This window comes from Pseudarthrobacter leeuwenhoeki, assembly GCF_055412885.1.
Genome location: NZ_JBVAYY010000014.1, coordinates 38,298 through 62,940, shown reverse-complemented (window position 1 = coordinate 62,940; position 24,643 = coordinate 38,298). Strand labels below are relative to the sequence as shown.

Genomic DNA, 24,643 nt, shown 5'->3' with positions numbered 1-24,643 from the left:
GGGCAGCCGGTACGCTCTATTTCATGAGTCCCGCACCCGTCATCATCGCCATCGACGGCCGATCCGGCGCAGGAAAGACCACCCTGGCGATCGAGCTGGCGGCACGGCTCCGCGAACACCACAAGGTTTCCCTCTTCCATCTGGAGGACATTTACCCCGGCTGGAACGGCCTCGCGGCCGGCATTGAACGCTACGTCTCGACCGTCCTGGCCCCGCTGCACCGCGGCGATCCGGCCGAATGGGTCAGCTGGGACTGGACGGCGCATTACGACGGCGAAACCCGCACCACCCAGCCCGCCGAAATCGTCCTGGTGGAAGGGGTGGGCGCCGCTGCGGAAGCCGCCCGCCCGTTCCTCGCCGCAGTGGTCTGGGCCGATTCACCCGAACACGACCGGCGCAGCAGGGCCCTGGCCCGCGACGGTGAAAGCTATGAACCCTACTGGGACGAGTGGGCCGCCCAGGAGCAGGCGTGGCTGGCCGGGGACGACGTTCCCGCCCGCGCCGATGTCCGGGTGCTCAACCTTGCCGATGGTGCCGCTCCCGCAGAAGTGCTGCAGGCACTCCAATACCTTCCAGCGCTCGCCCCGGCGCTCCTTCCCGAACTTGGCGCCCGCCGCGGCCTCCAGCTCCGCGCCGAACGGATCGTTGCCGCCCCGGACCCGGCCCGCCTCTTCGAATCCCTTTTCGGCCGCTCAGCCAATGCCGTCTGGCTCGACTCCTCCCTCGCGCCGGACGGCAGCGCCGCCGCGGAACGGAGCCGCTTCAGCATCCTGGCCGACGACGGCGGCCCGTTCGGCCAGTCTGTCCGGCACAGTTCGGGCACCACCCGCGTCAGCGTCGGCAACGCCAGCGTCAGGACCGAGGGTCCGTTCTTCCGCTGGCTCGACGGGGTCTGGGGCCGCCCTGACCTCCGCGCCCCGGCGGACTACCCCTGCGACTTCACCCTGGGCTGGCTGGGCTACCTCGGCTACGAGCTCAAACGCGAGACCGGCGGCAGCGATGTCACAGCCGAATCCCCCGACGCCTACCTGCTGTTCGCCGGCCGCGCCGTGGTGCTGGACCATGCGGAAGGCACGGCGTGGCTGCTGGCCCTGGACACCGCGGACGCCGGCGGCTGGCTGGAGACGGCCAGCGCCGCCACCGAGGCATCCTCCCGGCCGGCGGCGGCATCCGGGCGGGACGACAGAGTCAGCGGCGCCGTCGAACTGTCCGCCCCCGGCCCTGGCCCGGCTTTCGCCGCGCGGGACTCGGAAGTCTCCTACAAAGCCAAAATCACCCAGGCCCAGCACGAAATCGCCGAGGGCAACACCTACGAGGTCTGCCTGACCACCGCGCTGGCAGCGGAACTGCCGGCCGCCGCCCTGGACCCGAGGCAGGCCTACCTGGCGCTGCGCCGGAGGAATCCCGCCCCGTTCTCAAGCTGCCTGCGGTTCGGGGACCTCGCCGTGGCGAGCACCTCGCCGGAGCGTTTCCTGCGCATCACCGCCGACGGCGGCATGCGCGCGGAGCCGATCAAGGGCACCCGGCCCCGGGATGCTGACCCTGCACGGGACGCGCTGCTGCGGCACGAGCTGGAGTCCTCCCCGAAGGACCGCGCCGAGAACATCATGATTGTGGACCTGCTGCGCAACGATCTCAGCCACTTCGCCGTGCCCGGTTCGGTGTCGGTCAGCCGGCTCTGCGCCATCGAAAGCTACGCCACGGTCCACCAGATGGTGAGCACCATCGATGCCCGGCTTCGGCCCGGGATGCCGCGGGCCGAGGCCGTCGCGGCCTGCTTCCCGGCCGGCTCCATGACCGGCGCCCCCAAGGTCAGCACCATGGCAATCCTGGACCGGCTCGAGGGCGCCCCCCGGGGGGTGTACTCCGGCGCGATCGGCTATTTCTCGCTCAACGGCGCGGCCGACCTGGCGGTCGCAATCCGCACCCTCGTCCTCACCGATCGGGCCGGAGGCGGCACCGCGCTCAGCCTCGGCATCGGCGGAGCGATTACCGCGGATTCCTCGCCGCAGGAGGAGTACGAGGAGATCCGGGCCAAGGCCTTCGGGGTCCTCTCGGCGCTTGGCGCGCAGTTCCCCTCCGGCTGACGCCAGCCGCGGTGTGGCTGCCGCGGACGCCGGCTCCCACGCCGGCTACTGCAGGGTGGCCGTCAGCCTTGCCACGTTGTCGACATATTTGACGCCCACCGGCCGCTTCATCCAGTCCTCGAGGATCAGTTCTTTCGAAATCGCCCGGTAGTCATCCTCCACGGCGCTGATCCGGCGCACGATGTCCTCCCCCAGGAGCATCACCGAGACCTCGAGGTTCAGCGAGAAGGAGCGCATGTCCATGTTGCTGGAGCCCAGCACGGCCACCTCGTTGTCGATGGTGAAGTGCTTGGCATGGAGTACGAGCGGGGCCTTGTACAGGTAGATCCGCACCCCGGCCTCCAGCAGCGCCTCGTAGTAGGACTGCTGGGCGTGGTGGACCAGGAACTGGTCGCCCTTTTCCGAGACGAAGAGTTCGACGTCGACGCCGCGCTGCGCCGCCGTCGTCACCGCGTACAGCAGCGAATCATCGGGGACGAAGTAGGGGCTGCAGATCGAGATCTTGCGCTGCGCCGAGTAGATCAGCGTGTTGAAGAGCCGCAGGTTGTTTTCGGTGATGAAGCCGGGGCCGCTGGGCACCACCTGGGCCGTGATGTGCCCGGCGTGCAGTTCGGGCCGGTGCGCGAGCTGGTCCTCAAGGGATTCGTCGGTTTCGCTGAGCCAGTCGGTGGCGAAGACGACGTTGAGCGTCGTGACGATCGGTCCCTTCAGGCACGCCATCAGCTCGACCCATTGGCGGCCGATCTTGCGGTGCCGCGGGTTGTTGTAGAAGGGCTCGATCAGGTTCTGCGACCCGGTGAAGGCGATTTCGCCGTCGATCACCATGATCTTGCGGTGGTTGCGCAGGTCCGGCCGCCGCCATTGCCCACGCAGCGGGTTCAGCGGCAGCATGGGCCGCCAGCGGATCCTGCTGGCCTTGAGCCGGGCGATCAACCTGCTGTAGCCCTTGATGCGCAGCGTCCCCAGGTGGTCGAAGAGGAGGCGGACTTCGACGCCGCGTTCGGCGGCCTCCTCCATCGCGGTCAACAGCTCGTCCGTGACGTGGTCCGAGCTAAGGATGTAGAACTCGGCGTTGACGAATTCCCTGGCCTCACGGACGGCGGCCGTCATCGCCTTGATCGAGTCCGGGTAGCCGGGCAGGAGCTCCACGTGGTTGCCGTCCACCATCGGCAGCGAGCCCAGCGTCTTGTTCAGTTCCGCCGCGGAGGACACCCATTCCGGGCCCTCGTAGCGGCTTTCCATCATCGCCAGATCGGAGGCCCCGGCGCGAACCCGGGTGTTCACGGTGTCCTGCTGCGCCCTGCGCTTGCGGGAGAGCCGGAAGTTGCCGAAGAGCAGGAAGAGGACCAGGCCGACAGCCGGCACGAAAAAGATGATCAGGAGCCAGGCCATGGCCGTGGTGGGACGGCGGTTTCCGGGGATGATGCCGAGGGCCAGCACCCGGATGGCGAGGTCAACAACGGTGAGGATCAGGACCACCCAGGACGGGAGCGTCTCCACCAGGGAAAATGGCCACAGCACAGACAAACCCCTCAAGTTCCAGACCCGCGGAACAGTTCCGGAACGGGCAACCGTCAAATCCTATCCCGGGGCCCGCCGCACTAAGCTGAAGCCATGACTTCTCCTGTTGCAGCTCCCGCCCCTGTCCCGGTGCTGGTCTTCCTGGATCCGGCGTTCGACGGCGGCCGGCTGGCCGATGCCACCAAGCCGCAGCTGATGGCGACAGACCAGGGCGCAACCCGCGGCGACGGGGTCTTCGAGTCGCTGCTGGTCGTGGGCGGGCATCCCCGCAAGCTTCAGGCGCACCTGGACCGGCTGGCCGGGTCGGCCCGGCTGCTGGAGTTGGACATCCCGGCGGAGGACACCTGGCGCCGGGCCATCGCGACGGCGATCGGCGAGTACCGGCGCCAGCACCTGCCGGGCGCCGGGACCGTCGAGGACGACGAACTCGTGGTAAAGCTCCTCGTGACGCGTGGCGTCGAAGGTGCAGCCACGCCTGTCTGCTGGGTCCAGGCCTCCGTCCCCGGGCCCGCCGGGAGGCGCCAGCGCCAGACCGGCATCGACGTCATCCTGCTGGACCGCGGCTACGACAGCGACATCGGGGAACGGGCCCCGTGGCTGCTCCTCGGCGCCAAGACACTCTCCTACGCCGTCAACATGGCCGCGCTCCGCTACGCTCATGCCCAGGGCGCGGACGACGTCATCTTCACCTCCGCGGACGGCCAGGTCCTGGAGGGGCCGACCTCCACCGTGTTGCTGGCGCACCTGGAGATCTCCGACGACGGCGCCGGCGGGGTCCGCACCGTCCGGCGGCTTATTACGCCCCAGCTCGACAGCGGGATCCTGGCCGGCACCTCCCAGGGCGCCTTGTTCACCGCGGCGAAGGCCGCCGGCTGGGAGCTGGGCTACGGACCGCTGGAGCCCCGTGATCTGTACGACGCCGACGCCGTGTGGCTGATCTCCAGCATCCGGCTGCTGGCGCCCGTCAACCACATCGACGGCAAGGAAATCGGCACCCCGGAGCTCCGCCTGCAGCTCACGGCGGAGCTCAACGAGCTGTACGCCACGATCGAGTAACCCACGACGGGCGAAGCCGGAATTCGGTTTTCCACCGGCAGCGGTGCCGGAGGTCCTCTGGCTGGCAATGGGCATAAGATCATTGGGAGGCACCCAGGTCTCAGGAGGGCAGCATCGTTTGTGCTCAGAAGAGAGGGCCAATTTTCAATGAAGGAACATGCAGTCAGCGACTGGATTTCCGCCTCAACCACCAGCCCGGGTTCGCGATGATGACTGACCTTGCAGACGCAGGTAAGGCCTTGTATGAGGAGCGCCTCAAATTACTGGCAGGCCTTTGGATGCCGGCGGCACCGCCATGGGAGGATCTGTCCGACGAGGTGAAGGAACGGTGGCGGTCTTACGCGGAGAATAGCGGGGCCAGCGGTTCTGCCTAGTACGAAAGCAACCCGGGGTTGCTCGCTTACCGGGGCGACGGCAGCACCAACATGGTCGATCTGGTCAAGGTGCACCCCGACCATAAATGCGTGGTGCTCACCGAATCTGCCGTTGAGTGCTTCAACCAGCTCCGGGATCTTTGACCACACGAGAGCCTGATGCCATCATCCCCCGTCACCCGTGGCACTGCCAGGGGCGGGGATGCCAGCCAGCCCCCATTTTCACGGCTCATGGCGTGGCAGCGCCCTAAGCCTAAGAATCCCCTGGCGTCAGACGCGGGGAGCAACGTCGTCCGGTAGCTGGTCCGGCACGCCGGTGGCGGAACCGTCACGCCCGTTACGAGTGTTACTGATGTTATTCCTGTTAGTGTGTGGCTCAGGAACTGACTCATGAGTGACTCAGCGTCGCTCCTGCACCATGATCCCAGCTCCCTGACGCGGAAAGTATCATGAGAAAACTCCTGACAGGTCTTTTGGCAGCCTTGGCCATCGCGGCGGGCTCGCTTACCGCGGCAATACCGGCCGACGCCGCCGCGACTTCGGGTCTATGGACCACTGAAGCGCCCCTCGTTCGTGACTACGTCGACGGACAGTCGATCAACCTTGGCGTGAAGTTCAAGGCGAACAAGCCCGGCGCCGTGACAGGCATCAAGTTCTACAAGGGCACCAAAAATATCGGCGCCCATACCGGCGCCCTCTGGTCCTCCACCGGCGTGAAAATGGCGGCAGTGACCTTCAGTAATGAATCTCCGTCAGGGTGGCAGACTGCAGCGCTGCCCGCACCTGTTGCCCTGGCCGTCGGCCAGACGTACACAGTCTCCTACAAATCCCCCCTCGGAGTTTTCTCCCGGGACGCGGGCTACTTCACCGGACGCACAATCGACAGCGCCGACGGGGCACTGTCCACCGTTGCGGGAAATACCGGCTCATACCGTTACGGCTCCGGTGACGCGTTTCCCACCTCATCCCGCGGTGATGCAAACTACTGGGTGGATGTGGCCTTCCAAACAGACGCCCCTGCTGTAACCGCACCGGCACCGGACCCTGTTGTCATTCCTTCCCCCGCCCCGGCACCAGCCACCGTCTGCCCCAGCAACGGCACGGGAGGCGCGTTCACCGACCGGTTGAACCAGTCGTTCACGGCACCCGGCGGCGCCACGAGCCAGTTCCACATCTACGCGGCCGGCATCGACCAGAACAAGCCCGTCGGCGTCGTCGTCCAACTGCACGGAGACGGCGCCTATGAGTTCGGGCGACCCTCGGCCGGCAAGCTCCTGGCCATGTCAGCCATCGCCGAACAGCAGAATATGATCCTGATCTCGGTCAAGTCCCCGGACCGGGCTGGTGCTGTCACCTGGTGGGAGAACCCGTCTGTGAATGTACCGTTCCTTCAGTCGATGCTGGACACCCAGGTCTACGGGAAATACAACATCGAAAAGAACAGGGTCTGGTTGAGCGGCTATTCGGGGGGCGCCGAGTTCATCAGCCTGTATTACGTGAAGCGACAGCACCAATCGTTTTGTGGCGGTGGAGCACTCATTTCCGGCGGTGGCTCAGTGACTCAAGCGTTGCCGGCAGTTCCCTTCACCCAGGGATTCAAGGACAGCTTCAAGATGCACTTCTACACGGGCCAGGATGACGGAGCGGGTTCACCGATCGACTGGAACGGCTTCCAGGCCGCGCAGACCGGCGCAGCCCAGTGGCGGGACCGCGGTTTCGCCGTCAGCACCGACTTCCCCGCAGGTATCGATCATTACGAGCTTGACGAGCCGAAGGCCTTGAGTGAACAGCTGGCCAAGGCCTACCCTCTGGCCGCACCTTAAGTAAACGGCTGGCCGGACCTTGAATAAGCGGCGTTGGTTCCCTGGGTTGTGCGGCGTCAGAGGGAAACTCACCAACGTTGCCGGCAGGGCCCGCCGTGCCGCTCCGGTGTCCCCGTCTACTGTTGCGGGGACACCGGATGAGCTTCTGAGGCAACCAGCCCTTTCCCCACCACGGCCGGATTAACCAGCGTCCGGTGCTGTTGAGCGGCGTCCCGCTCCCCGCCGACAGGATTCATACGCACAGGTTTAAGCGGAGCGGGCGATCATTCGGGCCAGCCGGCAGCGGGGCCCTGGCCGGCGCCCCGTCGTCGTTGTGCCCGGCTTCCACCGCGCCTGCGTTGCGGCGCCGTGAGGCATGCATTCCCTCTCTGCGCGTGAGGGGCGAGTAACCCATGGGGGTAGTCCACGGGAAAGATTCGGGTACCGACTACTCGTGGGTGCCGCTGGCGCTGTCCATATAGTTCGTAGGGGCATGGAGCACACGCCGACGGTCGTGGGGGGGCGTATTCCGCGCGTGGGCATCAAATCTGAGGTCCACTGGCCCGCTACTTAGTGTCGACGGCGCTGTGCCTCCTGAGACTTTACCCAAAGGACCAAAGCTTCAGGCAGGTCATTGACGTCTGCAAAGACTCTGCCCGCGCCTTGCAGCCAGCCAGTACGATTCGCCAGTTTTAAGGAGAGCCTGATTGGACTTCACGAAAAGTTCAGGAACAGCAGATCGAGGATTAGGCCCAACAAAACCTGCGGTAATCAGTCGCCATCACGACAGTGCTGGGGTGCGGGCCGCCGAGCATATGACGGCACGTGAAACGATGTCAGGTCCTGCCGCATCCACCCTTCTGCGCGGGGAGCCTAACACGGCACCGGATGCAGCAATCTTTGCGGTCACCAAGGCGCCGGCGGCCCGGACCCTGGTGGACATCATCCAGGAAACAATCGCGAGGTACCCTGCTGCTCCGGCGTTGGATGACGGCATGGAGTTGCTGACCTACGAGGCCCTTGGCGCGCGGATTGCGGACGTAGCACGTCGGTTGTGGAGCGCGAATATCGGCGCAGGAGACCGTGTTGGCGTTCGTGTTCCGTCGGGATCCGTGGATCTCTACATTGCAATCCTCGGGGTCCTCGCCGCGGGGGCTGCCTATGTTCCTGTTGACGCCGACGAACCGGAAGACCGGGCCGAAACGGTTTGGTCTGAGGCAGGTGTGTGCGCTGTGATCGGCCAAGACCTTGACCTCACCCTTATAGGCGGGGTGCGCACTCTGGGGCATAGCCCGGAAGCACACTGTGAAGACGATGCCTGGATCATCTTCACCTCCGGTTCCACCGGCAAGCCGAAAGGTGTGGCCATCACGCACCGCTCGGCAGCCGCTTTGGTTGATGCGGAAACGGAACTTTACTGTGTGAGCAGCCCACTCGGGCCTGGCGACCGGGTCCTGGCCGGATTGTCTGTCGCGTTCGACGCCTCCTGCGAGGAAATGTGGCTGGCGTGGCGGAGCGGGGCATGCCTGGTTCCTGCGCCCCGGGACGTGGTCCGCTCCGGCGCCGATCTTGGTCCATGGCTGGCACATCGGGCTATCACAGTCGTGTCGACGGTCCCCACCCTCGCCGCCTTATGGCCGAGCGAGGCACTGGCTAAGGTCCGGCTGCTCATCTTTGGCGGCGAGGCATGCCCTGCCGATCTCGTCGCCAGGCTCGCCGGCCCGTCACGCGAAGTCTGGAACACCTACGGCCCCACCGAGGCAACGGTTATTGCCTGCGGGGCATTGGTGGACGGCAAGCAGCCCGTGAGGATTGGGCTTCCGTTGTGCGGGTACGCCCTCGCCGTCGTCGACGCGGCCGGAATGCCGGTGGCGTGGGGGGAGGAAGGCGAGCTTGTCATCGGCGGTGTAGGGCTCGGCCGGTACCTGGACGCGGCCAAGGACGCCGAAAAGTATGCCCCGATGCCTTCTCTCGGGTGGCCCCGGGCCTACCGCAGCGGCGACGTTGTGCTCGCGGATCCGGCCGGACTGGTGTTCGTCGGCAGGGCGGATGAGCAGGTCAAGCTGGCCGGCCGCCGGGTCGAGCTGGGTGAAATTGACGAAGCTCTCGCTGAACTGCCCGGGGTGGCTGCGGCAGCCGGAGCCATCCAGATGAGCCCCAGCGGCAATAAGGTGCTCGCGGGATATTTGGTGCCGGCAAAGGGCTCGATCCTCGACCTTGGACTATGCCGGGAACTCCTTGCAGAAAAGCTTCCGGCACAACTTGTTCCCGCGCTGGGCATTGTCGAGGAACTTCCCCTGAAGACCTCGGGCAAGGTGGACAGGAAAGCCCTTCCCTGGCCGCTCGTGACTTACGCCGGCACTCATGTCAAGGAGCTTACGGGCGAATTGGCCTGGCTGGCTCAGCAGTGGACGGACCTGCTCGGTCCGCTGCCGTTGGCCGAGAACAGCAATTTTTTCGTCGAAGGGGGAGCGAGTCTGGCGGCCGCCCAGTTGGTCTCATCGCTGCGGGTCCGCTACCCGAACGTTTCCATTGCCGACATCTACGATCACCCAACCCTCGGCGGGCTGACAACCCATCTGACGGAAAGCACCAGCTCCGAGACGGAACAGCGGAACATTGCACCCACTCCCGCATCTATCGGCTGGATCCAGTCAGCGGTGATCCTTGCTCTCTACTCCATCACGGGTCTGCGCTACATCACCGGCATCCTGATTGTCTGTATCGTTGTTTTCCAAGTTTCGGACAGCCCCTGGGTGCCGAATCCGCCGCTCCTGCCGGTATTGCTGGCGTGGGTTGTGCTCTACAGCTTTCCGTTCCGTTTTCTTTTCGCTGTAGCCTCCGCGCGTCTCCTGCTCATCGGGATCAGACCCGGGATTTACCCCCGGGGAGGCGCAACCCACTTGAGATTGTGGGCTGTCGAACGCGTAGTCAACTACTGCAAACTGGAACCGCTGATGGGCACTCCCATGGCTTCCTGGTATGCCCGCGCGCTGGGATGCGAGGTTGGCAAAGACGTCCATCTTGATGCCATGCCTCCCGTCACCGGTCTCGCAACTTTCGGGGCTGGCGCATCGATTGAACACGAAGCGGACCTGGCCGGGCACTGGCTTGACGGTGACGTCCTGCATGTAGGCCGTGTCCGAGTGGACGAGGATGCACGCGTTGGAATGCGCTCCACGCTGATGAACGACGCCCACGTGGGAGCCGGCGCTGAGGTTGCCCCGGGTACCTCCGTCACCGGCAAGGTGCCTGCCGGGCAGCTCTGGGCCGGATCACAAATGGAGTATGTGGGGGCGGCCGGCATGGATTGGCCTTCCACCGCCGGTCACCACCGCCCCTCACGGGGGATCTCGCTTCTTTATCCGGTCTCGCTCGCCGGCATGACCCTGCTACCCCTGGTGTCTGTTATCCCGGGCGGCCTGCTGGCACTGACGGCCGTTCAGGGCATCACATCCCTTGACGACGCCCTGTGGACCTTGGCGGGGTGGAGCCCTGCGTTCCTGGTAATTACCGTGGTTGTCTATCTGACGTTGACTGCGGCGCTGGTGCGCGCCTTAAGCGTTCTCATGAAACCAGGCTTCCATTCGGTGCATGGTTCGGCCTCCTGGGCGGCCTGGTTGACCGAAGCGTTGCTGACGAAATCACTCATTGCCGCCTACCCCATCTATGCCAGTCTGTTCACCCCCGTGTGGATGCGGATGATTGGCGCCCGGGTGGGCAAACATGTGGAAGTCTCGACCGTGGAAACCCTGCCGCACCTGACGCACTTCGCCGACCGGTCCTTCCTCGCGGACCACTCCATGGTGGCCTCACGACGTATCCGCAAAGGCTGGATCCACCTCGGTGCCGCAAGCGTGGGAGAAAAATCCTTTGTGGGCAACTCCGCGATAGTGGGGCCAGACCACCATGTTCCCGACAACTCGCTGCTGGCCGTTCTGTCCTCTGCACCGAAAGACATGCCGGCGGACTCTTCATGGTTCGGGCGTCCAGCCGTGGAACTTCCCCGGCCGGTGGACCAGGGTGATTCCTCCCGGACCTACAACCCCGCCACGCATCTGTTAGTTGCCCGCGGAGCAGTCGAAGTGTGCAGGATTCTTCCTGCTGTCCTCACGGCCTGGCTCGCCTTAATAACGGTCTGGGTCCTCAGTCAGATCTACGATCAAAACGGACTGGCCGTTACCGCACTGTGGTCCGGGCCGGTGCTGTTGGGCAGCGGCATCGTGGCTTGTCTTGTCGCTCTGGCTGCGAAATGGGCCCTGGTGGGGCGCTTTGAAGTTACCGAGTACCCGCTTTGGACCTCCTTCGTCTGGCGGAACGAACTCGCCGATGTATTCTCCGAATCGCTGGCGGTACCCGGTCTTGTCCGGATGAGCCTCGGCACACCCATGCTGAACTGGTGGATGCGTTTGATGGGCACCAAAGTTGGCCGCGGTGTGTGGTGTGAGACCTGGTGGCTGCCGGAGTTCGACCTGATCTCCCTGGGAAATGGCGTCAGCGTCAACCGCGGAACAGTGCTGCAGACACACCTGTTCCACGATCGCATCATGCGGATGGACCGGATACAGCTCGGCGCGGATTCCACCCTGGGCCCGAACAGCATTGTGTTGCCGGGCAGCACCATCATGGACGGCTCCACTGTTGGTGCGGCGTCGCTGGTGATGCGTTCGGAGGTCGTTCCGGCAGGCACCCACTGGGCCGGGAACCCCATCCGTCACTGGTCGCCAAACGAAGCCCCTCTCCGCCAGCGCCACCGGGCGCAAGGTATCAATGATTTTTCAGAGGAAACGCCAGACCACGGTCCGTCAGGCAAGAACCAGGGAGTGTTGAAAAAATGACCTACATCGATCACAGGGCGAACAATTCGGCTGCCGCGCTCGGTGCATTTGGATCCGTTATTACCGCAATGGTCACACCGTTCGACAATCTCGGAGCGCTCGACAATGCCGGGGCCTCAACACTGGCGAAGTGGTTGGCGCAGCCCGGATGGAATGACGGCATCGTGGTCAACGGCACCACCGGAGAATCGGTGGCCACTTCGGACGGCGAAAAGGTGTCGATGGTCCAGTGCGTGACGCAGGCGGTCCAGGACACGGGCACGAAAGTTATCGCCGGCGTCGGTGCAGGCGACACCCGCCACAGCGTTGCCATGGCAATCGCCGCCGCATCGCAGGGAGCGGATGGCCTGCTGGTGGTCGCGCCGTATTATTCGCGCCCCTCACAGCGGGGAATCCTCGAACACTTCATGGCCATTGCTGACAGCACCCCACTTCCGGTGATGCTTTACGACATCCCGAAGCGGACGGGGGTCGCGATCGAGCCAGATACTTTCGTTGCGGCTGCCGAGCATCCCCGTATCCTTGCGGTCAAGGACGCCAAAGGCGACTTGGAGTCGTCCGCCTGGGTGATGGAGCGAACGAACCTTGCCTACTACTCGGGGGACGACGCGCTGAACCTGCCGTTGCTTTCCATCGGCGCCGCGGGATTCGTTTCCGTGGTGGGCCACGTCGTGGGCAACCGATTGCGCGACCTCCTTGAGTGCTACACGCAGGGACGAGTCGCAGAGGCACTTGAAATTCACCGTGAGCTGCTGCCGGTCTACCGAGGGATGTTTCGTGCCCCCGCCGCCGCTTCTGTCAAAGCAGCACTGGCCTGCCAGGGCCTTCCTGGCGGTCCGGTGCGGCTGCCGATGGTCGGTCTCACTGATGAAGAGACCCAAGTCCTGATGCTGGATATGGCATCCGCGAGGGTTCCATCCTCACAACCCGTATGACCCGCCTAGGAATCACCTTGAGCAAGGAACTGTCATGACATCGACCAAAAAGCAGCGCCTCATCGGCGTCGACGTCGCCCGGGGAATCGCCCTGATCGGCATGATGGCTATCCACATCCTGGATGGGTTTGACGAGAACTTCCAGCCGACGTTGGCCTGGACCATTTTGTCAGGCACATCGGCTGGTCTGTTCGCCCTGCTTGCCGGGATTTCGTTGACCTTCACCGCAGGCAGGATGACGCCGCTCACGGGTAGGGCGCTCACGGCGGCGAAGGCGTCCCTGGCAGTACGGGCCATCATCATCCTCTCCATCGGCCTGCTCCTCGCCTCCCTCAACCCGCCGGCCGCCATCATCCTGGCCTACTACGGGACACTGTTCCTGATGGCGGTTCCGTTGTTGGGGCAGGGCCCCCGCGTACTCGCGGCCGCCGCCCTTGGCTTTGCCGTACTCGGGCCCATTTTCATGCAGGCGGTACGCGACCAATTGCCAAACCTTGACGGAGTCGATCCAACATTCGCCTCCCTCGTGACAATGCCCCCGGCGACCGTTTCGGACCTGTTGGTAGGCGGCTCCTACCCCGCCATCCCCTGGATGGCCTATGTCTGCGCAGGCCTTGCGCTTGGCAGGCTTGACCTGGGTTCCCATGCGGTGCAGGTCAGAGTGGCTCTCGGCGGGCTCGGACTCGCAGTAGGCTCATGGCTGGTCTCCGCACTCCTGATGGGGCCCCTCGGGGGCAGCGCCCGCCTGCTGGAATCCACCCCATGGCTGGGCGCCGAAGGAATTCGCGACGTGCAGACCTGGGGGCCTCTTCCCACGCTCCCGACGACGTCGTGGTGGTGGCTGGCGATCCTGTCACCGTATTCATCCACGCCAATGGAACTTCTCAACACCATCGGCATCGCCGCGGTGGTCCTGGGCGCCATGCTGATCCTCGCCAACAAAGCACCAGCGGCGCTCATGCCGCTGGCTGCAATGGGCGGAATGACGCTGACCCTGTACTCAGCGCACCTCGTAGTCCTTGCCACGGGCTTCCTCCAGAACCGGACCGTGGTAGCCCTGGCCATCCATACGGTCGTGGCGGCGCTCTTCGCCATCATCTGGAGGAACGTAACGGCAGGCAAGCAGGGCCCTCTGGAACGCCTGGTGTCCAGCGGCGCCAACCGGGCGCGCAAGCGGGTGCTCGAGAATAACGCCCCTGCAGACGCGGCGGCGAACTCCGCTGCAGTCCCTGGCCCCGGGGCTGAGACTGATCCCCAGGACAGCGCACGGGACGGAGTACCCACGTCTGCCGGCGCTGGCGTTCAGCGCGGTCCGCGATAGCTAATATGAGTCTTCTGGTGACAGCACTTATTGCCATTGCAGCGGTGCTGGGTCTTTCGGCGGCTCCGGCCCCAGCCGCGCCTCCTGGCCGGCTGGTGACCAACCCGTGCGAGCGATTGAACGCGGGCGAAGTGCAGTTCCCAACCAACGGAGTGGGCCGGGTGACGTTCGCCACTGCGAAATCGTATGGCGACATAAAAGTCCTCATTACGGGGTGCGTCAGCACTCGTGCAGGGTATATCCAGGAGTGGCAAAGCACGGGTTTCGCGGGCAGATCCGGTTTCGCCCCGCCGGGCAAAATGTGGCAGGACACGCTCTTCTCGCCGTCGGGGTCCTTCTCCTTCACCGAGGCGCTTGGCAGGAAAAATCCTGGAACGGCACTCAAGTACCACACTATTAACCGCAACTCGCGGTGGGGCGGGGAACCCGGTCCGACGTACAACCAGTACTTTGAAGGTCGGGATGGCGGTGCCGACGAAGACCTTTGGTTCTACCTTCGGGAGGGCGACTACGAGCAGGCGGCAGTCATCAACTGGAACCGTGAACCTGATATGCCCACGGTGCAGGGCGCTTCCTTCGCCATCTTCCTGCACGCCGGAAATTCCCCCACCTTTGGATGCATTTCCACCGACCTCCCCACGGTGACCCGGCTCCTTAAGAGTGCAACGCCAGGCGACCGGATCGTTATGGGAGTGGAGCCCGCGGTGTTCGCTCAGGGCACGAAACCCACGAAGGCCCCGCCATCTGACGGTTCAGGGAAGTCGTCAAGCGCCCAGCCCGCCATCCCGCCATCTGACGGTTCAGGGAAGTCGTCAAGCGCCCAGCCCGCCATCCCGCCAGCTGACGGTTCAGGGAAGACGTCAAGCCCCGAGCCCGCTATCACGCAGCCGCCAGCAAGAATTCTGGCCGCTGCGGTAGGCGCTTTCGCGGTCCTGACCGGCGCCTACGTCATCACCAGAAGGCGGAAACGCCATTGAGCAAGCTGGGTGTGGGGAGCTGGCTCACGGTTACCTAGGATGACGCCGGTGGCGGTGCTGGCCGGCGTCGCAGGTGTTAGGTTTTTGGTGAGTAATGAGAACCGGCGCCAAGCCCTGACTGGCCGGTCGGCAACCCTCCTTTCCGCGGCGGGGTGCTTCAGGTGAATACTCGGCATATCGACCATTCGAGCTGCAAGCGTGAAAGAAGGAGATCCGTCATGCCTGACGCGTCCGCCCCCGCTGTCCCCGGGACAGCACCCGCCCCGTCCCCCGCAGTCCCCGGTGCCGCCGGGGAGAAACTGGCGTACCGCCTGTTCACCGGCCCCGATGACCGCGCCTTCTGCGAGCGCGTCTCGGCCGCCCTCGCCGAGGGCTACGTGCTGCACGGCAACCCGTCCGCCACGTTCAACGGCAGCAGCGTCATCGTGGCGCAGGCCGTCGTGCTGCCGGCGGCGATCGCCAGCGCCGATGCCGCCGTCGCCACTGCCGTGGATGATCTCGAGTTCGACGGCGAGGGCCACGCGTGAGCTACGCCGGGGACCTCAGCCCGCTTCAGGCCTGGGCCAAGCTTGAGGATGGCGCCATCCTGGTGGACGTCCGCACCGAGGGTGAATGGGCCCACATCGGCATCCCGGACACCGCTGCCGCGGGCACCAGGCGGAACGACCCGCTTTTCATCCAGTGGAACCTGGCCGGCGGCATCCCCAATGCGCGGTTCATAGAACAGCTGAAGCTGCAACTGGAACAACAGGCCCCCGCGGCCGGAGGCACAGAACTGGTATTCCTCTGCCGTTCGGGCGCGCGGTCCATCGCCGCGGCGATCGCCGCGACGGAGGCGGGATTCACCTCCTACAACGTCCTCGAGGGCTTCGAAGGCGAACCGGACCGCGACGGCGAACGCACCGTCAACGGCTGGAAGAACCGCGGCCTGCCCAGCAAGCTTGGAAAGCACTAGGTGGCCTTCAACCCTGACGCCGCCGGCTGGAGCGCCGACACGCAGGCCGTCCGCGGCGGACTCGACCGCACCGGCTTCCAGGAAACGTCCGAACCGGTCTTCCTGAACTCCGGTTTCGTCTACGAGTCCGCGGCCGCCGCGGAGCGCGCCTTCACCGGCGAAGACGAGCGCTTCGTTTACTCCCGCTTCGGCAACCCCTCGGTGGCCACCTTCCAGGAACGGCTTCGGCTGCTCGAGGGCACCCAGGCCTGCTTTGCCACCGCCTCGGGCATGTCCGCAGTCTTCACTGCCCTCGGCGCCCTGCTGGCCGCCGGCGACCGGGTAGTCGCGGCCCGTTCGCTGTTTGGATCCTGCTTCGTGATCCTCAACGAAATCCTTCCCCGCTGGGGCGTCGAGACGGTCTTTGTGGACGGCCCGGACCTGGAGCAGTGGCGGTCCGCGCTGTCCGAACCGACGACGGCGGTCTTCTTCGAATCGCCGTCGAACCCGATGCAGGAAATCGTGGACATCGCCGCCGTCAGCGAGCTGGCGCACGCCGCCGGGGCGACGGTCGTCGTCGACAACGTCTTTGCCACCCCCCTGCTGCAGCGCTGCGGGGAGTTCGGCGCGGATGTGATCGTGTATTCGGGGACCAAACACATCGACGGCCAGGGCCGGGTGCTCGGCGGCGCGATCCTGGGCACCAAGGAGTTCATCGAGGGCCCGGTCAAGCAGCTCATGCGCCACACCGGCCCGGCACTCTCCGCGTTCAACGCCTGGGTGCTCACCAAGGGTCTGGAAACCATGGCCCTGCGTGTGAACCACTCCTCCACCTCCGCGCTGCGGCTGGCCGAATGGCTTGAGGGGCAGCCCGCGGTCAGATGCGTCAAGTATCCGCTGCTGCCGTCCCACCCGCAGTTCGAACTGGCCGCCCGGCAGATGAAGGCCGGGGGCACCGTGCTGACCTTCGAGCTCTCCCCGTCCCCCGGGCGTTCGGCGAAAGAGGCCGCCTTCGCGCTGCTGGATGCGCTGCGGATCATCGACATCTCCAACAACCTGGGCGATTCGAAGTCGCTCATCACCCACCCCGCTACCACCACGCACCGCGCCATGGGGCCCGAGGGCCGAGCGGCGATCGGGCTCAGTGACGGCGTGGTGCGCCTCTCTGTGGGCCTCGAGGACGTCGAGGACTTGACCCGGGACCTCGGCCAGGCGCTCAAGCAGGTCTAGCGCTGTTCCGGTCCGTGGTGAAGGGTCAGCCGCGGCGGACCCGGCCCAGGGACGAGCTTTGGTCGGCCGGGTCCCCGGTAACGGTTCCCTCCACGGACACGGTGACGGCCCGTTCGACGACGGCGGCCAGCCCGCCTGCGTGGAACGGCTCCCGCTGCAGTTGCGAACCGGTGCCCTCCGCCAGGATCCGGCCGACGCCCGCTCGCACCAGGTCCAGCTCGCCCTGCTCCTGGAGCACCGGGGCCACGAAGTCCACCAGTGCGTGGACCACGTCCGCGGCCGGCGCCGGGGTGAAGGTTCCGAAGTCCAGCAGCTGGCCCCGGAGTCCGCAGTTGCTGGCTTGCCAGGCGGCCATCCGCAGCAGCAGCGTCGGCACCGGGGCGGGATCGACGCCGTCGTTCCATTCCCGGGACGCCGACTCGACGAGCGCGCGCACCAGCACGGCCATCAGGGCTGCGTCCTCGGCCCGCAGGCAGACATCGGCGACCCGGATCTCCACGGTGGGATGATGCCGGCACAGCCGCGCATCGAAGTAGACCATCCCCTCGTCCATCAGGACGCCGCTTTCCACCAGCCGGGTCACCAGCCGCCGGTAGACCGGCAGGCTGCCGAAGATCATGGTGGGACCCGACCCCGGCCAGCGGTTCCACGCCTGGGTGCGGTAGCTTTCGAACCCTGTTTCCGCACCGTTCCAGTAAGGGGAGTTAGCGCTGAGGGCGATCAGAACGGCGAGCTTGTCGCGGATCCGGTCCATCACGGCCACGCCTTCCTCCGGAGACTCCACAAAGGTATGGACATGCAGGCCGCAGGTCAGCTGGTTCCGGACCGTGAGCCCGAAGCGCTGCTCCATGGTCTGATAGCGGGGATTCGGCGTCAGGTGGGTGGCGGAGCCCTGCGGCGAGGTGGCGAGGGCGGCGACGCGGCCGCCATGGACCCGCGCAGCCTGGTCCGCGATGGCCCGGCCCTGCTTGAGTTGCCGGAGCAGTTCGGTGTAGTCCAGGCAGGGACGCGTCCGGGTTTCGATCTGTTCAAGTTTGAGTTCGTAGCTGAAATCGGTGTCAGCGTGGAAGGTCCACCGCGCCGCGTCGGCCGGGCCCGCGTCCTGCCTGGGCGGAACCAGGCTGGGCAGCATGACGTCGGCGAGGGCAAGCAGCATCCCCGTTTCGGGGTCCACTATCAGGAGTTCTTCTTCCACGCCGAAGGTGCGCATGACTCCATTGTGCGACAGGATCCGCCGAAACGCTCGGGGTCCTTGGACCCGGGCGGGTTCAGCTGATTCAGTCTTGGAAGTACTCGATCTTCGCGCCGATGGTGTTGAGCCGCTCGGCCAGGTCCTCGTAGCCGCGCTCGATCACGTAGATGTTGCGCAGTTCCGAGACGCCCCGGGCGGCAAGCATTGCCAGCAGCAGGCAGGCTGCGGGCCGGAGGGCCGGGGGGCAGCCCACTTCGGCCGCACGCCATTTGGTGGGTCCGTTGACGTAGATCCGGTGCGGGTCCAGCAGCTGCACCTGGGCGCCGAGTTTGTTCAGCTCGGTCAGGTAGATCGCCCGGTTGTCGTAGACCCAGTCGTGGATCATTGTCTGGCCCTGGGCATTCGCTGCGATGACCGCGAAGAAGGGCAGGTTGTCGATGTTCAGCCCGGGGAACGGCATGGGGTGGATCTTGTCCTCGGGGGCGCGCAGTTCCGAGGTCCGGGTGGTGACGTCCACCAGCCGGGTGCGCCCGTTCCGGGCCAGATACTCGCCGGACACTTCCAGCCGCTGGCCCATCTGCTCCAGCGTCGCGAGTTCGATTTCCATGAATTCGATCGGGACGCGCCGGATGGTCACTTCCGAGTTCGTGACGATGCCGGCGGTGATCAGGCTCATCGCCTCGATCGGGTCCTCGGAGGGGAAGTATTCGATGTCGGCGTCGACGGCGGGGCTGCCGGTGATCTTCAGGGTGGTGGTGCCCACGCCCTCTATCCCGACGCCGAGCATCTGCAGGTAGAAGCAAAGGTCCTGCACCATGTAGTTGGGGCTGGCGTTGCGGATGACAGTGGTGCCGCTGCGGTGCGCGGCGGCCATGATGGCGTTTTCCGTGACGGTGTCGCCGCGTTCGCTGAGCACGAAGGAGCGGTCGTGTCCGTCCGACGGCGGCGCCTGCACCGCGTAGTAACCGGCCTTGGCGTCGACGCTGAGGCCGAACTGGCGCAGCGCCTGCATATGCGGCTGCACGGTGCGGGTGCCGAGGTCGCAGCCGCCGGCGTAGGGCAGCCGGTATTCACTGGATTCGTCCAGGAGCGGTCCCAGCAGCATGATGACGCTGCGGGTCCGGCGGGCTGCCTCGACGTCCATCGAGTCGAGGTCCAGCACGGCGGGGCGGCGGATCTGCAGGTCGTTGGCGTTGAGCCAGGTGCATTCGACGCCGATGCTGGTCAGCACCTCGACGATCCGGTTGACCTCTTCGATCCGGGCAAGCCGCCGGAGAGTCGTGGTGCCACGGTTGATCAGGCTGGCGCAGAGCAGGGCGACGCCGGCGTTCTTGCTGCTGTTGACGTCGACGGAGCCGGACAGGGTGCGGCCGCCCTCTACCCGGAGGTGCGTCATCGCCGGCCGGCCCACCTTGACGATGCTCCGGCCGAAGATGGACTCGAGGCGCTGGATCATTTTCAGGCTCAGGTTCTGCTTGCCCTGTTCCATCCGGGCAATCGCGCTCTGGCTGGTTCCCAGCTCGGCGGCGAGCTGCCCCTGCGTCCAGCCTTTCTGGCCCCGGGCGTCGCGGAGCAGTGCGCCGACTTCTTCAACAGTCTCTTGAGTCATCCCCAGAAAATATCACGGATGATTTATTTCCCTCCGTCATTCCCGCCGGAATGCCGTCAATCTCACAGGGATACCCGCACTGTGCGATAAGCACCGCTACTGCCGGACGAGGAAGACCATGTTCCAGGTTCCCGCTGCCAGCGAGGCGGCGACGGCGGCGCCGGCTATCAGCACCCCGCCCAGCAGCACCCAGGCGTCCACGCCGCGGAAGGTCGATTTCCGGGCCCAGGTCCGGTGTGCGCCGCCGAAGCCCCGGGCCTCCATGGTGACCGCAAGCCGGGAGGCGCGCCGGACGGCCTGCACCAGCAGCCCGAAGCTCTGCCCCAGGGTGGCGCGGAGCCGCTGCAGCGGATTCCCGTGGGAGCCCACGCCGCGGGCACGGCGTGCCATGCCGATGGTCTGCCATTCTTCGGCCATGAGCCCCACGAGCCGCATCGCGGCAAGGGTCCCGAGGACGAAGCGGTGCGGCAGCTTCGCCTTCTGCGCGAGGCCGTCCGCCAGGTCCGTGGGGTCCGTGCAGCTCATCAGCAGTACCGCAGGCAACGCAATGGCCAGGCCGCGGATCATGAACCCCAGCCCGAGTTCGAGGGACCCTTCACTGATGGACCATATCCTGGCATCGAGCAGGATGCTTCCGCTGTCCGGCGCCAGGATCGTGGTGCTCCAGCCGCCCAGCGCGGCGGCCAGGAGCAGCGGCCAGCCGCGCTGGGCGAGCAGGCCGATAGTCAGTCCGGCCAGCGGCAGCAGCGCCAGCTCGAACGCCAGGGCCACCGAGGCGGACACCCAGTCGATCGACAGCGCCAGCACCATCGTAATGAGCATAACGGCGGCGAACTTCGCCAGTGGGTTGGCGCGGGCCAGCAGGGCATCGTTGCCGCGCACCGTCAGTTCCTGCCTCATGGCGCGGCGACCTTCCCCGGTTGCCGGTGGTCCGGGGCGCACAGGCTCAGCCCGGTGCCGCCCAGGACCGCGCTGAATTCGGCATCGTGCGTCACGGCCACGACGGCGGTGCCGTCGTCGAGCAGTTCGGAGAGGAAGGAGGCCAGCTCCGCCCAGGTGTTGGCGTCCTGGCCGAAGGTGGGTTCGTCCAGGACGAGCACCTGCGGATGGGCGGCGAGGACGGTGGCCACCGACAGGCGCCGCTTTTCGCCGCCTGAGAGCGTGTAGGGATTGGCGTCCACCAGTTCCGCCAGCCGCAGCCGCTCCAACAGCTCGTCCACACGCTCCCCGCCGCGGCCCAGGTGGCGGGGCCCGAACATCAGCTCATCGAGCACCCGCCCGGTGACGAACTGGTGCTCGGGTTCCTGGAACACGGTGCCGATCCGCGCGATCAGCTGCTGCGCCTTCCACCGGTGCGGATCGGGCCCGGCGCCGGCGCTGAGTTCCGCGGTGGCAGAGACTGTGCCGGACACGGGCGCGAGCAGGCCGGCGAGCGTGAGGGCGAAGGTGGACTTCCCCGAGCCGTTGGGCCCGGTGATGGTCAGGGCCTCCCCGGCCCGGACCTGGGCCGTGATGCCGGATTGCACCGGCTGCGGCGGGACGGGGCGGAAGCCGCCGCGGAGACCGGCCCGCCGCGGGCGTTCGCGGGAGACCGCCAGGTCCTCCGCGGCCAGCAGCAGCCGCCCCGCGGCGCCGGCGCCGGGGGCGTTCCCCGCGGATCCGCCGGATGTGCCGCCGGCCTGTGCGCCGCCGCGCGCCCGGGTCTGCGGCACGTAGCCGGGCACCCAGACTCCTGCCGCGGTGAGCATGTCCCGTGCCTGCGCCAGGACCTGCTCCGGCGGCCCGTCGACCAGCACGGCGGAGTCCGTGGCCGGGCCCGGCTGCAGCACCACAATCCGGTCCACGAGGTCCTTCCAGACCGAGACCCGATGCTCCACCACCACCAGGGTGGCTCCGGTTTTATCCAGGCAGCGGCCGACGGCGTCGCGGACTTCCAGGACGCCGGCGGGATCCAGGTTGGCGGTGGGTTCGTCGAGCAGGATCAGCCCGGGGCGCATCGCCAGGATGCCGGCGAGCGCCAGGCGCTGCTTTTGCCCGCCGGAGAGCGACGAGGTCGGGTGGTCCAGCGGCAGCCGGCCCAGTCCGACGTCGTCGAGCGCTTCCGCCACCCGGGACCAGATGTCCGCCGGGGGCACGGAGAGGTTCTCCGCGCCGAAGGCGACATCGTCGCCGAGGCGCGAGAGCACCACCTGGGTCTCCGGGTCCTGCTGCACCAACCCGGCCCGGCCGCGCCGGGTCCGCGGCGGGGCGCCGTCGATCAGCAGGGTGCCGGTCTCGTCCTCGTCCCCGGCATCCGCCGCGGCCCCAGTCGCGTGCTCGGCGCCGCCCGCGGAGCTGTCGCCAAGCACCCCCGCCAGGGCGTGGAGCAGCGTGGACTTGCCGGAGCCCGAGGGTCCCAGCAGCAGCACGCGCTCCCCGGGCCGGATGTCCAGGTCCAGGCCGCTGACGGCGGGCCGGGACCGGCCGGCGTGCCGCCAGCCCCAGCCCCGGGCGGTGATCGTGGCCGGGCGGACCGTATCGAAGGATGTCATGGTCAGTGTGCGGACGTCAGGAGAAGACGGGCTCCGTGGCTGCCCTGCGGGAGGCAAAGGAACTCAGCACCCCGGTCCTGGCCAGGCCACGGGTGGCGAGCCAGGACAGCCCGCCGGCGATCACGGCACCGGAGATGGCGGTGAAGATGATGTACGCGAGTTTGTCGCCGCCGGCGTACGCGATGTTCCAGCCCCAGGGCATAAACGAATCGTTCAGTCCGCAGAACAGGCCCGCGCCGGCGCCGGCCAGCAGGGACACCGGCAGGTTGAACTTCTTGTACACAAAGGCGGCGAAGACCAGTTCGGCGCCCAGGCCCTGCAGCATCCCGGAGAGGAGCACCGTGGTGCCGTACTGCGAGCCCATGATCAGCTCGCCGGTGGCGGCCACGGTTTCGCAGAACAGTGCGGCGCCCGGTTTGCGGATGATGAGCATGCCCAGCACCGCGGGGATCATCCAGCCGCCGGCATAGAGCCCGGTGAGCGGCGGGTAGAAGGCGTTGACGGGGGCGGAAATGAGGTTGGCGCCCTGGGACCAGGCCCAGAAGATCACGCCGCCGGCCACCGCGATCAACGCGGCCACCACAATGTCCACCACACGCCAGTTGTGGCTGCGTCTGGCGGGCGTGGTGGCAGGTTCACGCCTAACGGGTTCGTGCTTGGCTGAAGTATCAGTCATATCGTCCTCCTGAGGAACAGGAGGGGAGAGTGACCCGGGGTCCGCGGCTTCCGCCGGCGCCCCGCGCACTCTGAGAACTCGACTCCCTTGCGCCGGTACTAACCGGATCAGGTTCGAGGGTCTGCGGCTGTCCGCACTCTCAGCGCCCACCTGTGGTTTCCCCGGATTTCTCCGGTGATGCCCGACGGCGGCGCTCCCCTGTCGTATCTAAATGTCGCCCTTGTGGGCGTGGCCCAGTTTACACCTGTGGAGGTTTGTTTTCCGGGCCAGGCTGTCACAATCCGCTGGCGTCGGCATCGGTGACCCGGAAGGGCCGCCGGGACGTCAGCCTGGCTGGCCGCGGTTGCCGCTGCTCCGGGGCGTCCGCGCCGCCAGCCGGATCAGCGCAAGCCCCACGGCCACGAACCAGACCCACAACAGCACCCCATAGCCCCAGTAGAATTCCGGGACGGCGTGCCGCAGCGCCTCCGCGACGACGCCCAGGCCGCCGGTGGCCATGCCGAGCCACGCGAGGGTCCTCGGCAGCACCCCCCGCAGCATGACAACAGAGATCAGCAGGATGCCAAGCGCGGACAGGACCGCGACGACGGCGGGGGTGTTGTTCTCTGCGACGATGGCCTCGGCGGCGGTCGCATAGCGGAGCCGGGCTGCGTCGTCCCCGGCCGCGGTGTACCGGTCGCTGAGGTACATGAGCACCAGGGAGCCCCTGCTGGTGACCGGGACGGCGAGGAACAGCGCCCACGCCAGGCCGCCGACCACCGTTGCCAGCAGGGCCAGGCTCTTGTCGAGCGGGGCGAGCGCCACGAAGAGGGCCACGAACACCAGCACGGCCAGGATGTTCGGCATGATCCACAGCAGCTGTTCGGCGAGGTAGATCCCCTTGTTCCGCGCGATGAATTCCAGCGTCTCGGCGCCTCCGTGGACCGGCGGCGGGGCGGCGAAGTCCAGGAACAGGGCGAGAATCAGCAGCGCCACGAAGAGCACCGAGGAGATGCCGGCCCACAAATAGAGCCGCCGCCAGGTCTGGCCGTCAGCCGATGGGGTGCTCTGCGGCGAGGGGTGGCTCCGCGGCCGGGTTTTGGGCTGGTCCATGCTCGAAGGTAGGCCCGGGCCGGACCCGCCCGACAGGGGCGTTGGTCCCGGGCCACCCACCGGCCACGGGCTTGGTCCCGGCCCCGCGGTGCCGGTCCCGCGTTCCTGGCTGAACCGCCTGGCCGGGAACGCTAGGCTAGGGGGAGCCCTGTTTCCTCCCCCGCAAGGAGTCCGAAGAATGAACACCTCCATCAAACTGCTCGGCACCGGCGTCAGCCTGCTCGCCGGCTTTCTCGGCACAAAGCTCGTTGACACCGTCTGGGAGAAGTCCACGGGCACCAAGCCGCCCAAGGGCCACGACCACGATGTGCCCACCACGCTTCGCTCGGCCCTGACCTTCGCGCTGATCTCGGCGTCCGTCAGCGCCATCATCCAGGTCCTCGCCAACCGCGGCACCCAGCGCGCGGTTACCCGCTTCGCCAAGACCAAGGACCTGGTTTAGAGCGCCTGGTTTAGAGCGCCTGGTTT

19 protein-coding genes and 2 riboswitches are annotated in these 24,643 nt (G+C 66.5%); of the genes, 12 read left to right on the top strand and 7 right to left on the bottom strand.

All coding sequences use genetic code 11. From position 1 onward, the window contains the following. Positions 1-23: 23 nt before the first annotated feature. Positions 24-2,087, top strand: a complete 2,064-nt coding sequence (gene pabB / locus ACZYX4_RS13730; protein WP_463876769.1) for an aminodeoxychorismate synthase component I — start codon at positions 24-26, stop codon at positions 2,085-2,087. A gap of 45 nt (positions 2,088-2,132) precedes the next feature. Here pabB and cls read toward each other — a convergent pair whose 3' ends face one another. Next, positions 2,133-3,608 (bottom strand): cardiolipin synthase, encoded by a 1,476-nt coding sequence (gene cls, locus ACZYX4_RS13725; protein ID WP_463876767.1) that lies wholly within the window; start codon positions 3,606-3,608, stop codon positions 2,133-2,135. Between the two features lie 93 nt (positions 3,609-3,701). Between cls and ACZYX4_RS13720 the strand changes: the two genes are divergently transcribed. From ACZYX4_RS13720 to ACZYX4_RS13675, 10 genes are all read left to right on the top strand, one after another. Further along, positions 3,702-4,664, top strand: coding sequence for an aminodeoxychorismate lyase (locus tag ACZYX4_RS13720; RefSeq protein ID WP_463876765.1), 963 nt, complete (start codon positions 3,702-3,704; stop codon positions 4,662-4,664). Positions 4,665-5,056: 392 nt separating this feature from the next. Continuing rightward, positions 5,057-5,182, top strand: a complete 126-nt coding sequence (locus ACZYX4_RS13715) for a hypothetical protein (RefSeq protein ID WP_463876763.1) — start codon at positions 5,057-5,059, stop codon at positions 5,180-5,182. A 305-nt stretch (positions 5,183-5,487) separates the two neighbouring features. Continuing rightward, complete coding sequence (locus ACZYX4_RS13710; protein WP_463876761.1) at positions 5,488-6,861, top strand: DUF4082 domain-containing protein; 1,374 nt, start codon at positions 5,488-5,490, stop codon at positions 6,859-6,861. 812 nt (positions 6,862-7,673) lie between these two features. After that, the gene (locus ACZYX4_RS13705; protein WP_463876759.1) at positions 7,674-11,678 is read left to right on the top strand and encodes a Pls/PosA family non-ribosomal peptide synthetase; all 4,005 of its coding nucleotides are present in this window, start codon (positions 7,674-7,676) and stop codon (positions 11,676-11,678) included. After that, positions 11,675-12,613, top strand: coding sequence for a 4-hydroxy-tetrahydrodipicolinate synthase (gene dapA, locus ACZYX4_RS13700; protein ID WP_463876757.1), 939 nt, complete (start codon positions 11,675-11,677; stop codon positions 12,611-12,613). The genes ACZYX4_RS13705 and dapA overlap by 4 nt, the downstream gene beginning before the upstream one ends. A 34-nt stretch (positions 12,614-12,647) precedes the next feature. Next, on the top strand, positions 12,648-13,934 hold the full coding sequence (locus tag ACZYX4_RS13695) for a heparan-alpha-glucosaminide N-acetyltransferase domain-containing protein (RefSeq protein WP_463876755.1): 1,287 nt from the start codon (positions 12,648-12,650) through the stop codon (positions 13,932-13,934). Positions 13,935-14,095: 161 nt separating this feature from the next. Beyond that, positions 14,096-14,911 carry a hypothetical protein gene (locus tag ACZYX4_RS13690; protein WP_463876753.1) on the top strand — a complete coding sequence of 272 codons (816 nt, stop codon included), beginning with the start codon at positions 14,096-14,098 and terminating at the stop codon, positions 14,909-14,911. A gap of 90 nt (positions 14,912-15,001) precedes the next feature. Beyond that, positions 15,002-15,116: riboswitch (SAM riboswitch) on the top strand. A 13-nt stretch (positions 15,117-15,129) separates the two neighbouring features. Continuing rightward, on the top strand, positions 15,130-15,438 hold the full coding sequence (locus ACZYX4_RS13685; RefSeq protein WP_463876751.1) for a DUF1737 domain-containing protein: 309 nt from the start codon (positions 15,130-15,132) through the stop codon (positions 15,436-15,438). Next, positions 15,435-15,866 carry a rhodanese-like domain-containing protein gene (locus ACZYX4_RS13680; protein WP_463876750.1) on the top strand — a complete coding sequence of 144 codons (432 nt, stop codon included), beginning with the start codon at positions 15,435-15,437 and terminating at the stop codon, positions 15,864-15,866. The genes ACZYX4_RS13685 and ACZYX4_RS13680 overlap by 4 nt, the downstream gene beginning before the upstream one ends. Further along, on the top strand, positions 15,867-17,075 hold the full coding sequence (locus ACZYX4_RS13675; protein ID WP_463876748.1) for an O-succinylhomoserine sulfhydrylase: 1,209 nt from the start codon (positions 15,867-15,869) through the stop codon (positions 17,073-17,075). A 25-nt stretch (positions 17,076-17,100) separates the two neighbouring features. Here the strand turns inward: ACZYX4_RS13675 and ACZYX4_RS13670 are convergent, their stop codons facing one another. From ACZYX4_RS13670 to ACZYX4_RS13645, 6 genes are all read right to left on the bottom strand, one after another. Further along, positions 17,101-18,285: a glutamate--cysteine ligase 2 gene (locus ACZYX4_RS13670; RefSeq protein WP_463876746.1), complete on the bottom strand. Its 1,185-nt coding sequence runs from the start codon at positions 18,283-18,285 to the stop codon at positions 17,101-17,103. A 67-nt stretch (positions 18,286-18,352) separates the two neighbouring features. Further along, positions 18,353-19,876 carry a UDP-N-acetylglucosamine 1-carboxyvinyltransferase gene (locus ACZYX4_RS13665; protein ID WP_463876744.1) on the bottom strand — a complete coding sequence of 508 codons (1,524 nt, stop codon included), beginning with the start codon at positions 19,874-19,876 and terminating at the stop codon, positions 18,353-18,355. 96 nt (positions 19,877-19,972) lie between these two features. Then, complete coding sequence (locus ACZYX4_RS13660; protein ID WP_463876742.1) at positions 19,973-20,776, bottom strand: energy-coupling factor transporter transmembrane component T family protein; 804 nt, start codon at positions 20,774-20,776, stop codon at positions 19,973-19,975. Beyond that, positions 20,773-22,407 carry an ABC transporter ATP-binding protein gene (locus ACZYX4_RS13655; protein WP_463876740.1) on the bottom strand — a complete coding sequence of 545 codons (1,635 nt, stop codon included), beginning with the start codon at positions 22,405-22,407 and terminating at the stop codon, positions 20,773-20,775. Before ACZYX4_RS13655 ends, ACZYX4_RS13660 begins: the two co-directional genes overlap by 4 nt. Positions 22,408-22,423: 16 nt before the next feature. Next, complete coding sequence (locus ACZYX4_RS13650; RefSeq protein WP_463876738.1) at positions 22,424-23,083, bottom strand: ECF transporter S component; 660 nt, start codon at positions 23,081-23,083, stop codon at positions 22,424-22,426. A gap of 66 nt (positions 23,084-23,149) precedes the next feature. Next, positions 23,150-23,293: riboswitch (TPP riboswitch) on the bottom strand. 114 nt (positions 23,294-23,407) lie between these two features. Continuing rightward, complete coding sequence (locus ACZYX4_RS13645; RefSeq protein WP_463876736.1) at positions 23,408-24,175, bottom strand: DUF4386 family protein; 768 nt, start codon at positions 24,173-24,175, stop codon at positions 23,408-23,410. Positions 24,176-24,353: 178 nt separating this feature from the next. Here ACZYX4_RS13645 and ACZYX4_RS13640 point away from each other — a divergent pair, with 178 nt between their 5' ends. After that, a complete protein-coding gene (locus tag ACZYX4_RS13640) occupies positions 24,354-24,617 on the top strand; it encodes a DUF4235 domain-containing protein (protein ID WP_463876734.1) in 264 nt (87 codons plus the stop codon). Positions 24,618-24,643: the final 26 nt, after the last annotated feature.